This window comes from Nocardioides rubriscoriae, from assembly GCF_008087085.1.
Lineage (GTDB): Bacteria > Actinomycetota > Actinomycetes > Propionibacteriales > Nocardioidaceae > Nocardioides > Nocardioides rubriscoriae.
The window spans coordinates 503,899-514,371 of the sequence record NZ_VIYJ01000002.1 but is presented as its reverse complement, the minus strand read 5'-3'; the positions used below and the strand labels follow the sequence as shown (position 1 = coordinate 514,371).

The window sequence follows — 10,473 nt, the reverse complement described above, 5'->3', positions numbered from 1 at the left end:
CATGTTCGGCGCGGCAGGACCGAGATCGGCCCGGGATTAGTACGGATCCCCATCTTGATCTCGGTCGCCGGGTGTGAGGTCGCAGCCCGGGGCTCACGTAGGGTGCCGCGGTGCGGTTGTACGTGGCGGTGGCGAGGGGATCGTTCCGCCGCTACGCGACCTACCTCGGTGCGACCGTCGCCGGCACCTTCGCCAACACCGTCTTCGGGCTGGTCCTCTGCTTCGTCTACACCGCCGTGTGGCGCGCCAACCCCGAGGCCGGCGGGTACGACGTCGCGGACGCGCTCACCTACGTGTGGATCGGGCAGGGCCTGATCATGGTGGTCGCCATCTGGGGCGGCGGCAGCCCCGACGACCTGGCCGCGCGCATCAGGTCGGGCGACGTGGCGATCGACTTCTACCGGCCCGTGTCGATCCTGGCCTGGTACCTCGCCGCCGACCTGGGGCGGGCGGCGTACCACCTGCTCTCGCGCGGGGTCGTGCCGTTCGTGCTGGGCGCGCTGCTCTTCGACCTGCACCGGCCGAGTCCGTCCGGGGCGGCGCTGTTCCTGCTCGCCCTGCCCCTGGCCGTGGTGGTCAGCTTCGCGCTGCGCCTGCTCGCGGCCCTGAGCGCTTTCTGGCTGCTCGACGACACCGGCCCGCGCAGCCTGCTGGGCTTCGTCGCGCTCTTCTTCAGCGGCCTCACCCTGCCGCTCGTGCTCTTCCCCGACGGGCTGCGCCACGTCGCGCTGGTGCTGCCGTGGCAGTCGTTCGTCCAGCTGCCGGCCGACCTGTTCCTCAGCAAGCGCACCGGTCTCGACGCCGTGGCCGGGTTCGGACTGGCCGCGGCGTGGGCAGCCGTGCTGCTGCTCGCGTGTGCCGCCGTGCTGCGGCGTGCCGAGCGACGGGTGGTGGTGCAGGGTGGCTGACCTCGCCGCGCGGGTGCTGGAGCCCGTGGTCGACTTCGGTCGCATCGCCCGCCTCTGGATGCGCGCCACGATGGCCTACCCCGCCTCGTTCTGGATGCTCGCGGTGAGCAGCCCACTGACGACCGGGCTCGACTTCGTCGCCCTCGTCATCATCTTCGGCAACGTCGATGACCTCGGCGGCTTCAGCCTCACCGAGATCGGGTTCCTCTACGGCGCCACCGGGGTCGGCATCGGCGTCGCCGACCTCGTGGTCGGCCGGGTCGGCAACCTCGGCGAGCTCGTGCGCACCGGCCGGCTCGACACGATGATGACCAAGCCCGTGCCGCTGCTCGTGCAGGTCTGCGCCGACGGGTTCGCCCTGCGTCGGCTGGCGCGGGTGCTGCAGAGCGGCGCCGTCCTCGCCTGGGCCGCGACCTACGTCGACTGGAGCCCGGCGCGGGTGGCCACCACGGGCGCCATGCTGGTGTCGGGGTCGCTGATCTTCGCCGCGCTCTTCGTCGGGATGTCGTGCCTGCAGTTCTGGACCACCGACACCGCCGAGGTCGCCAACGGCTTCACCTACGGCGGCAACACCGCGACCCAGTACCCGTTGACGGTCTTCCCCGTGGAGGTCGTCAAGGCGCTGACGTTCGTGCTGCCGATCGCCTTCGTCAACTGGTACCCCGCGCTCTACGTGCTCGGCCGCGACGACCCCTTCGGGCTGCCGTCGTGGCTGCAGCACGCTTCTCCCCTGGCCGCCGTCGTCTGCCTCGGCGCGTGCGCGCTCGCCTGGCGCAGCGGCGTGCGCCACTACACCTCGACAGGATCGTGACCCCATGGCGCTGATCGAGGCCCGCGACCTCAACCGCACCTTCTCCGTACGCCGCCGCGGCGCCGGACGCCGTGACGTCGTGGCCGTGCGCGACGTGACCTTCGACGTCGAGCCCGGCGAGATGGTCGGCTACATCGGGCCCAACGGCGCCGGCAAGTCGACCACCATCAAGATGCTCACCGGCATCCTCGTGCCGACCTCGGGCCACCTGCGCGTCGCCGGGGTCGAGCCGAGCCGCGACCGCCGGCGGCTGGCCCGGCAGATCGGCGTCGTCTTCGGTCAGCGCACCTCGCTGTGGTGGGACCTGCCGCTGCGCGACTCCTTCGACCTGCTGCACCGGATCTACCGCACCGACCCGGCCCGCCACCGGGCCAACCTCGCGGAGTTCGTCGAGCTGCTCGCGCTCGGCGACCTGCTCGACACCCCGGTGCGCCAGCTCAGCCTCGGTCAGCGGATGCGCGGCGACATCGCGGCCGCCCTGCTGCACGACCCGGCGATCCTCTACCTCGACGAGCCCACCATCGGGCTCGACGTCGTCAGCAAGGGGCGGCTGCGCGAGTTCCTGCGCGCGCTGAACGCGACCCGCGGCGTGACGCTGCTGCTGACCACCCACGACCTGCAGGACATCGAGGCCCTGTGCGACCGGGTCGTGGTCATCGACCACGGCACCCTCGTCTACGACGGCTCGCTGCCGGGCCTGCACGAGGTCGGCGGGTCCACGCGCACCCTGGTGGTCGACCTGGCCGACGCCGCCCCGCCCATCGCGGTGCCCGGCGCCGACACCGTGCGGGTCGAGGGCCCGCGGCAGTGGTTGCGCTTCCCCGCCGAGGCGAGCGCCGCGCCGGTCGTGGCGGCGGTCGCGGCGGCGTACGACGTGGCGGACCTGTCGATCCAGGAGCCGGCCATCGAGGACGTCATCCGCAGCCTCTACGGCTCAGGTTGAACGTCTCAGGCTGAACGAGTCAGCACCAGCACGGCGCGGTCGTCGTCCCCGGCCGCCACCTGGCGCACGACCCGGCGGGCGACGCCGGTCGACCCGTGGACCATGGCCGCCGCCGCGGTCTGCTGCAGCCAGCGGATCCCGTCGTCGATGTCGGTGTCGCGCGACTCGACGACCCCGTCGGTGTAGAACATCAGCGCCTGGCCGGGTCCCAGGACGCCGGTGCTGGCCTCCAGGTCGGCGTGCGGGAGCACCCCGAGCGCGGTGCCCCGGGCGCCGTCGACGACCCAGGCGCCCTCGGCCGGCTCCCAGCGCAGCGCGGGCGGGTGCCCGGCGCTGAGGATCGTGTAGGAGCCGTCGGCCAGATCGATGCTGACGTGCACCGCGGTGGCGAAGGTCTCCTCGGTGTAGCGCTCGTCCTGGCGCAGCAGGAACGCGTTGGCGGCCTCGAACAGCGCGGGTCCGCGCAGCGCTCCGACCATCCCGCCGAGAGCCCCGGCCAGCAGCAGCGCCGACGGCGCGGCCTTGACCCCCTTGCCGACGACGTCGACCAGCACCAGGTCGAGGCGCTGGGCCTCGTGGTCGAGGTCGGCGACCATGAAGTCGCCGGCGTAGCCCACGCCGTGGGCCGCGATCATCGCGGTCTCGCACGTCCACGGCCCAGGCAGCTCGGGCACCCGGCCCTGGGCGTTGAGCCGGTCGCGCAGGTCGGAGAGCAGCGCCGCGCTGAGGGGGCCGGGCAGCCCGCTGCGTTGGCGACCGGAGGCGTAGAGGACCAGCACGGCCGCCAACACGAGCAGCACGACGCCGGCGATCCGACCTCCCGCGGCGTCACCGTGGTCGAGGCGGGCGACGGCACCGGCGACGGTGATCACCACGGCGAGCGCGACGAGCTCGCGGAAGCGCAGCAGGAGCAGCCCCAGCAGCAGCCAGACGAAGAAGCCGGCGAGCGGGAACAGGTCGTAGCTGGCGAGCGAGACGGCCATCGAGACCAGCACTGCGAGCACGAGGATCGCGAGCACGAGCTGCTGGCTGCGTCGCGTGCCGCTGCGCCAGCCCGCGATCGCGTCCTTCACCACTCGAGCGGTCACCCCGGAACCGTAGTGCCCGCAGGGCCGCGGTCGCGGGCACCTGGGAGGATCGGGCCGTGAGAGCCGACCAGACCGTCGACGTGCTCGGCGCGCCGTGGGTGGCCGAGACCATCGGCCTGCCGCCCGACGAGGAGGGCCCGGTCGTCGCGACCCTCGTGTCGCGCCGGGCCGAGCGGTCCACCGGGCGTGCGGTGCTGCACGTGCACGGGTTCGCCGACTACTTCTTCCACACCGAGTACGCCGCGTGGTGGCTGGCGCGGGGCTACGACTTCTACGCCGTCGACCTGCGCAAGTACGGCCGCTCGCTGCGGCCCCACCAGACCGCGACCTACGTCGACGACCTCACCGCCTACTTCGCCGAGCTCGACCTCGCGTGGTGGCGGATCACCGAGCGCGACGGGCACGATCAGCCCGGCAGCGTCGTCCTGAGCGCCCACTCCACCGGCGGCCTGACCGCGTCGCTGTGGGCCGACGCCCGCCAGCCCGCCACCCTGGGCGGCGTGGTGCTCAACTCCCCGTGGCTCGACCTGCAGGGGGCGGCGTGGCTGCGCAGCGCCGCCGCGGGACGGGTGCTCGACCGGCGCGGCCGGCGCCACCCGCTCAAGGAGCTCAGCCGCGACGTGTCCGGCATCTACGGGCGTAGCCTGCACCGTGACCACGACGGCGAGTGGGACTACGACCTGACCTGGAAGCCGATCGAGTCGTTCCCCGTGCGCTACGGGTGGCTGCGTGCGGTGCGCCGGGCGCACGCGCAGGTGCACACCGGGCTCTCGGTGCTGGCGCCGGTCCTGGTGCTGTCGTCGGCCGCGACCAAGCGCCCCCCGCAGATGCACGACGACGTGCACACCCACGACATCGTCCTCGACGTGCCGCAGATCCGGCAGTGGGCGACCTCCCTGGGCCCCCACGTCACCTACGTCGCCGTCGACGGCGCCCGGCACGACGTCGTCCTGTCGCTGCCGCACGTGCGCGAGGTCGTCTACGACGAGCTCGAACGCTGGGTGACGGCCTACGTCGAGCGGTGAGACCGCCTGATCGGTCCCGGCGCCGTCACAGCCGGGCGAGCGCGTCGACCAGGAGCGCCTCGAGGGCCTGCTGCTGCGCGGGCGCGGTGAAGAAGGCGGGCCGCCCCGGCGGGGGCAGGAAGCCCACCACGTCCATCACCTCCCAGTAGGGCTCGCGGGCCCGGCCGGTGTGGGCGGCGTACGCCGCGGTGAACGTGCGCGCCCGCTCGACCCCGGCGCGGACCGCGACGTTGCTCGCCGCGTGCGCGACGTCGAGCCAGGCGGGGCCCGTGGAGGTCTCCACCCAGTCGACGACCCCGGTGAGCACCTCCCCGGCCCACAGCACGTTGTGGGGGCCGTAGTCGCGGTGCAGGAACGTCGGCTCGTGGGCCGGGGGCTCACCCCGCAGCAGGTCGAACGCCACCCGCCACGCGGCGGGCCGCGCGGCCCAGGCCGGCACGACGTACTTGGCCTCCCAGGCCCACGACTGGTAGCCGCGCGGCGGCACCTCGGGTCGTACGTCGTGGACGGCCGCGAGGGTCTGCGCGAGCAGGCGCAGCGACGCGTCGTCGGCCCGGTGCTCGTCGGCGGTGCCGGGTAGCAGCGTCATCAGGTGGGCCCCGCGAGCCGCGTCCAGGGCCACCGAGCGTGGCGCCGCGACGCCCGACCCGACCAGGGCCCGCTGGGTCTCGTGCTCACGCGTGGCCAGTGCGGCCCGGTGCGTAGCCCACGGCTCGCGGTCGATCACGCGGAGCACCGTGTCGGTGCCGTCGGCGTGGGTCAGCACCCGCATCGTCGAGGTCCGTCCACCGGTGAGCGGGCGTTCGCCAACGACGGCGGACCCGACCCGATCGCCGGCCCAGTCGAGCAGCAGGTCGTGCGGCACGAGGGTCAGTCGAAGGCGTTCGGGTCGGTCGCTGCGACGATGATCACGATCACGATGTAGCCCAGCACCACGGCGAGCCCGAGGTAGCCGATGATCAGCCCGGCCAGGGCCATGCCGCCACCCTGCTCGCCGGTGCGCTTGATCTGGCCGCGCGCGATGTGGCCCAGGATCACCGCGGCGATGCTGCCCAGGCCGCACACCCAGACCAGCGACGTCACGAGCGAGGCGATGGCCAGCCCGTTAGTGCCCTGGGGCTGGGCGTAGCCGTAGGGCGGCTGGCCGTAGGGCTGCTGGCCGTAGGGCTGCTGGCCGTAGGGCGGCTGGCCGTAGGGCTGCTGGCCGTAGGCCGGTTGGCCGTGCGGCGGCTGCTGCCCGTAGGGCGTCGGCGGGTAGGGCTGGTAGCCAGGGTCGCCGGCGCCGGGCGCGACGGTCGGCTTGTCGAGGTAGGGGTTGCCGGGCTCTTCGGCACCGGGAGGCGTCGTCACCGGACCATTGTCGGGGGTCGGAGCCCGCGGCGGGAGCAGGCTGCGATATTCGCTGTGCCGCGTCGCTCCGTGACCGATGATGTCCGGGTGCGACGACGTCTCGGATCCCTGACCACCCTCTTCCTGACCCTCCTGCTCGTCGTACCCGCCTCGGCGTGGGCCGACAGCTGGACCGGTCCCGACCCGGCGGGCGACGCGACGGTCTACTCGTTCGACCCGCAACCCGAGCCGTGCGGCACGGTCACCCGGACGCCGAGCACCGAGGGTGACGTCCGGAGACTGCGGGTGCGTCACACGCCGGACCTGGTCGTCGTGTCGGTCGACGTCACCGGCCTGGTCAACCGCTACCGGACCTCGACGATGTTCGACGTGGTGACCCCCGATCGGGAGTGGACCGTCGACGTCTCGCACTACCAGGGTCGGACGGAGGTCGACTACTTCCGCACGCCGCGGATCAGGCAGGACCAGGTGGGCGAGTGCGGGTCGTACGCCTACGCCGTCCGTCCGCGCACCTGCCGGGGAGCCGTCGGAACCATCGACGTCAGGGGCGGCCGCATCACGGTGTCGGTACCGCGCCGGTGCCTGGGCACCCCGCGCTGGGTCCGGGCCGGGGCCTCGGTCTACTGCGGGCGGGGTCACGGGTCCTCCGACGGGTGGAGGCCGGCCGGCGCGGACGACGGCGACGTCACCACCGCGGTGGTCGGCCGCCGGGTCTACGCCGGGGCGAGGCGCTGAGGTCGTCGGGCCGCATGCCCTAGGTTGGCGGCCATGAACACCGTGACCAGCCTGTCCCTCGGCCGTATCGGCATCGGCATCGCCTCGCTCGCCAAGCCCGAGCTCGTCGCCGCCACGATGGGGGTCCCGTCCAGCCACCCGCTGCTCACCCAGTGGTTCGGCACCCGCGAGGTCGCCCTCGGCACCGCCACCCTGCTCGCCTCCGGGTCGGCACGTCGCAACCTGGTGCTCATCGGGATGGCGGTCGACGGTGCCGACGCCGTGACGTCGTACGCCGGGGTCGAGGCCGAGAAGCTCCCGCGCCAGCTCGGCCTGGCCCTCACCGGGGTCGCCGCCGTCGCGGTCGTGTCCGGGCTGCTCGGGCTGCGGGTCAAGAAGTCCACCGCGCTCACGACGGTCTGAGGGCCCCCTACGTCGCGAGGATCGCGACGAACGCCGTCAGGCCGACGACGACGATCACCGCCCGCAGCGCGAGCGGGGGCAGCCGCTTGCCGATGCGGGCGCCGATCAGGCCGCCCACGACGGAGCCGGCCCCGATCAGCGCGACGACGCGCCAGTCGACGTCGGCGACGAACACGAAGATAAGGCCGGCGACGCCGTTGACCCCCGCGGCCAGGACGTTCTTGACCGCGTTGCTGCGCTGGAGCGACTGGGCGACCCCGATGCCGAGCACGCCCATCAGCAGCACCCCCTGCGCCGCACCGAAGTAGCCGCCGTAGACGCCGGTGAGCAGCACGGCCGGCCACACCCACCAGGCGCGGTCGACCTGCTCGACCCCGCGGGCCTCGGCGCGCCGGCGTACCCAGGACGACAGCCGCGGCTGCACGACGACCAGGACCACGCCGAGCATGATCAGCACGGGCACGACGGCCTCGAACGCGCCCGGCGGCAGCTGCAGCAGCAGCACCGCGCCGACCGCACCGCCGAGCAACGACGCGCTGAGCAGCCGGAGCACCCGGCTGCGCTGCCCGACCAGCTCGTCGCGGTAGCCGATCGCGCCGGTCACCGACCCGGGCACCAGGCCGATGTTGTTGGACACGTTGGCCGTGACCGGGGGCACGCCGAAGGCCAGCAGGGTCGGGAACGTGATGAGGGTGCCGGACCCCACCACCGTGTTGATCGTGCCGGCGGCCGTGCCGGCGAGGGCGACCAGGACGGACTCGAGCGGGCTCACTCCTGCGGAGGTCCAGGCGGCGGGTCGCTGAGGGCAGGGTCGGTCATGGCGGGGTTGGCCGCGACCTCGGCGGCGGCGATGGCCTGCGCGACCGCGTCGTTGGCCTTGCTCAGCTCGGGGTCCGACGACCCGGCGGTGCGCACCCGCGGCTCGGTCGGTCCCATGTCGACGCGCGTGCGCGGCCCGTCGACGTCCTGGGGGATCCCGCGCAGCTGGTTCATCGTCGAGCCGAGGCCCTCAAGGGCCTTGCCGATCTCGCTGGGCACGATCCAGACCTTGTTGGCGTCGCCCTCGGCGATCTTGGGCATCATCTGGAGGTACTGGTAGGCCAGCAGCGACTGGTCGGGGCGCCCGTCGTGGATCGCCTGGAACACCGTCTGGATCGCCTGCCCCTCGCCCTGGGCACGCAGGATCTGAGACTCGCGCTCGGCCTGGGCGCGCAGGATCTGCGACTCGCGCTCGCCCTCGGCGGTGAGGATGGCCGACTGCTTCTGCCCCTCCGCGGTGAGGATCGCGGCCTGCCGGCCACCCTCGGCGGTGAGGATCTGCGCGCGCTTGTCGCGGTCGGCGCGCATCTGCTTCTCCATCGAGTCCTTGATCGAGGGCGGCGGGTCGATGCCCTTGATCTCGACGCGGTTGACGCGGATGCCCCACTTGCCGGTGGCCTCGTCGAGCACCCCGCGCAGCCCGGAGTTGATCGACTCGCGGCTGGTCAGCGTCTCCTCCAGCGTCATGCCGCCGACGATGTTGCGCAGCGTCGTCATGGTCAGCTGCTCGACGGCCTGGATGTAGTTGGCGATCTCGTAGGTCGCCGCGACCGGGTCGGTGACCTGGAAGTAGATGACGGTGTCGATGGACACCACGAGGTTGTCCTCGGTGATCACCGGCTGCGGCGGGAAGCTCACGACCTGCTCGCGCAGGTCGATGAGGTAGCGCACCTTGTCGACGAACGGCACCACGGTGTTGAGACCCGCGGGCAGCGTCTCCTTGTACTTGCCGAACCGCTCGACGATCCCGCCCCGCGCCTGCGGGACGATGCGGATCGTCTTGGCGAGCAGGACCACCAGGAACGCGAACAGGACGCCCGCGACTATCAGAAATGCCATCGGTCAGGCCTCCAGGCTGGGGATCGGGTGGACCAGGGCGGTCGCCCCGCGGATCTGCAGCACCTCGACGGTCCGGCCCGCCTCGATGCTCGACGTCTCGTCGTACGGCGCGGCCGACCAGATCTCGCCGCCGATGCGGATGCGGCCGGTCTCGTGGGCGCTGATCGCCTCGGTCACAATGGCCTGCTGGCCCACGAGCTTGCCGTGGCCCAGCCGCAGGTCGGGGCCCGCGTGCAGGCGCTTGACGACCGACGGGCGCACCAGCAGGAGCATCGCCGCGGCGCTGCCGCCGGCCAGGAGCAGCTGCAGCACCAGCGGGGCACCCGCGAGCGCCACGACGGCGCCGACGAGCGCGCCGACGGCGAGCATGATCAGCACCAGGTCGAGGCTCAGCAGCTCGGCGACGCCCAGGACGGCGGCCGCGGCGAGCCACACGCTCCACACGTTGTCCGAGAGCCAGTCCATGGACGCAACCCTAGTCGGCGGCGCGGTCGGTCAGCGGTGGCGCACGTCGCGCCGCGCGGCCCAGCGTCCGTCGGCGTGCTCGAGGCGCAACGGCATGCCGAAGGTCGCCGACAGCGCCTGCTCGGTCAGGACGTCGTCGACGGGCCCCTCGGCCACGACGGCGCCGCGCCGCAGCAGCAGGGCGTGCGTGAAGCCGGGCGGGATCTCCTCGACGTGGTGCGAGACCAGGACGGTCGCGGGCGCGTCGGGGTCGTAGGCCAGGGTCGACAGGGTCGAGACCAGGTCCTCGCGCCCGCCCAGGTCGAGCCCGGCGGCGGGCTCGTCGAGCAGCAGCAGCTCGGGGTCGGTCATCAGCGCGCGGGCGACCTGCACCCGCTTGCGCTCGCCCTCGCTGAGGGTGCCGAAGGTCCGCTCGGCCAGGTGGGCCACCCCGACCTCGCGCAGCAGGTCGGCGGCGCGCTCGTGGTCGAGGTCGTCGTAGTGCTCGCGCCACCGCCCGAGCACGCCGTAGGCCGCCGAGACGACGACGTCGCGCACGAGCTCCTGTCGTGGGAGCCGGTCGGCGAGGGCGGCGCTCGTCAGGCCGATGCGCGGACGCAGCTCGAACACGTCGACGGTGCCGAGCAGCTCGCCGAGCACCCCGACCAGACCGGTGGTCGGGTAGAGCTGGGCCGAGGCGATCTGCAGCAGCGTCGTCTTGCCGGCGCCGTTGGGCCCCAGAACCACCCAGCGCTCACCCTCGCGGACCACCCAGGTGACCCGGTCGAGCAGCGTCGAGGACCCGCGCCGCACCGTGACGTCGGCGAGCTCGAGGACGGGGGCCATGCCGCCCACCCTAGGACGTGTGCGCAGTCCACCCGGGCAGCGG

13 protein-coding genes are annotated in these 10,473 nt (G+C 73.1%); 6 read left to right on the top strand and 7 right to left on the bottom strand.

The genetic code is table 11. From position 1 onward, the window contains the following. The first annotated feature begins 110 nt into the window (after nucleotides 1–110). From FZC61_RS05835 to FZC61_RS05825, 3 genes are read left to right on the top strand one after another with little or no spacing between them, the layout of a single operon-like run. Nucleotides 111–908, top strand: coding sequence for an ABC transporter permease (locus tag FZC61_RS05835; protein WP_148613177.1), 798 nt, complete (start codon nucleotides 111–113; stop codon nucleotides 906–908). Continuing rightward, on the top strand, nucleotides 901–1,719 hold the full coding sequence (locus FZC61_RS05830; protein ID WP_246142548.1) for an ABC transporter permease: 819 nt from the start codon (nucleotides 901–903) through the stop codon (nucleotides 1,717–1,719). Before FZC61_RS05835 ends, FZC61_RS05830 begins: the two co-directional genes overlap by 8 nt. Nucleotides 1,720–1,723: 4 nt before the next feature. After that, nucleotides 1,724–2,662, top strand: a complete 939-nt coding sequence (locus FZC61_RS05825; RefSeq protein WP_148613176.1) for an ABC transporter ATP-binding protein — start codon at nucleotides 1,724–1,726, stop codon at nucleotides 2,660–2,662. A 5-nt stretch (nucleotides 2,663–2,667) separates the two neighbouring features. Here the strand turns inward: FZC61_RS05825 and FZC61_RS05820 are convergent, their stop codons facing one another. Continuing rightward, nucleotides 2,668–3,750 (bottom strand): PP2C family protein-serine/threonine phosphatase, encoded by a 1,083-nt coding sequence (locus FZC61_RS05820; RefSeq protein WP_148613175.1) that lies wholly within the window; start codon nucleotides 3,748–3,750, stop codon nucleotides 2,668–2,670. A 56-nt stretch (nucleotides 3,751–3,806) separates the two neighbouring features. Here FZC61_RS05820 and FZC61_RS05815 point away from each other — a divergent pair, with 56 nt between their 5' ends. Continuing rightward, nucleotides 3,807–4,775, top strand: coding sequence for an alpha/beta hydrolase (locus FZC61_RS05815; protein WP_148613174.1), 969 nt, complete (start codon nucleotides 3,807–3,809; stop codon nucleotides 4,773–4,775). 25 nt (nucleotides 4,776–4,800) lie between these two features. Here the strand turns inward: FZC61_RS05815 and FZC61_RS05810 are convergent, their stop codons facing one another. Together FZC61_RS05810 and FZC61_RS05805 are read right to left on the bottom strand one after the other, a co-directional pair. Then, complete coding sequence (locus FZC61_RS05810; protein WP_148613173.1) at nucleotides 4,801–5,640, bottom strand: phosphotransferase family protein; 840 nt, start codon at nucleotides 5,638–5,640, stop codon at nucleotides 4,801–4,803. Between the two features lie 5 nt (nucleotides 5,641–5,645). Beyond that, nucleotides 5,646–6,125 carry a DUF4190 domain-containing protein gene (locus FZC61_RS05805; protein ID WP_148613172.1) on the bottom strand — a complete coding sequence of 160 codons (480 nt, stop codon included), beginning with the start codon at nucleotides 6,123–6,125 and terminating at the stop codon, nucleotides 5,646–5,648. Nucleotides 6,126–6,212: 87 nt separating this feature from the next. Here FZC61_RS05805 and FZC61_RS05800 point away from each other — a divergent pair, with 87 nt between their 5' ends. Then, nucleotides 6,213–6,860 (top strand): hypothetical protein, encoded by a 648-nt coding sequence (locus FZC61_RS05800; protein ID WP_148613171.1) that lies wholly within the window; start codon nucleotides 6,213–6,215, stop codon nucleotides 6,858–6,860. 33 nt (nucleotides 6,861–6,893) lie between these two features. Beyond that, the gene (locus tag FZC61_RS05795) at nucleotides 6,894–7,262 is read left to right on the top strand and encodes a hypothetical protein (protein ID WP_148613170.1); all 369 of its coding nucleotides are present in this window, start codon (nucleotides 6,894–6,896) and stop codon (nucleotides 7,260–7,262) included. A gap of 7 nt (nucleotides 7,263–7,269) precedes the next feature. Here the strand turns inward: FZC61_RS05795 and FZC61_RS05790 are convergent, their stop codons facing one another. From FZC61_RS05790 to FZC61_RS05775, 4 genes are read right to left on the bottom strand one after another with little or no spacing between them, the layout of a single operon-like run. Continuing rightward, nucleotides 7,270–8,034: a sulfite exporter TauE/SafE family protein gene (locus FZC61_RS05790; protein WP_148613169.1), complete on the bottom strand. Its 765-nt coding sequence runs from the start codon at nucleotides 8,032–8,034 to the stop codon at nucleotides 7,270–7,272. Beyond that, on the bottom strand, nucleotides 8,031–9,140 hold the full coding sequence (locus FZC61_RS05785) for an SPFH domain-containing protein (protein WP_148613168.1): 1,110 nt from the start codon (nucleotides 9,138–9,140) through the stop codon (nucleotides 8,031–8,033). The genes FZC61_RS05790 and FZC61_RS05785 overlap by 4 nt, the downstream gene beginning before the upstream one ends. A gap of 3 nt (nucleotides 9,141–9,143) precedes the next feature. After that, a complete protein-coding gene (locus tag FZC61_RS05780) occupies nucleotides 9,144–9,605 on the bottom strand; it encodes an NfeD family protein (protein ID WP_148613167.1) in 462 nt (153 codons plus the stop codon). Nucleotides 9,606–9,635: 30 nt separating this feature from the next. Then, a complete protein-coding gene (locus tag FZC61_RS05775) occupies nucleotides 9,636–10,430 on the bottom strand; it encodes an ABC transporter ATP-binding protein (protein ID WP_148613166.1) in 795 nt (264 codons plus the stop codon). Nucleotides 10,431–10,473 lie beyond the last annotated feature (43 nt).

Coding starts and splice junctions, on each gene's coding strand:
- FZC61_RS05825 (WP_148613176.1), top strand. CDS start 1,724: ATGGCGCTGATCGAGGCCCGCGACCTCAACCGCACCTTCTCCGTACGC.
- FZC61_RS05785 (WP_148613168.1), bottom strand. CDS start 9,140: ATGGCATTTCTGATAGTCGCGGGCGTCCTGTTCGCGTTCCTGGTGGTC.
- FZC61_RS05780 (WP_148613167.1), bottom strand. CDS start 9,605: ATGGACTGGCTCTCGGACAACGTGTGGAGCGTGTGGCTCGCCGCGGCC.
- FZC61_RS05795 (WP_148613170.1), top strand. CDS start 6,894: ATGAACACCGTGACCAGCCTGTCCCTCGGCCGTATCGGCATCGGCATC.
- FZC61_RS05775 (WP_148613166.1), bottom strand. CDS start 10,430: ATGGCCCCCGTCCTCGAGCTCGCCGACGTCACGGTGCGGCGCGGGTCC.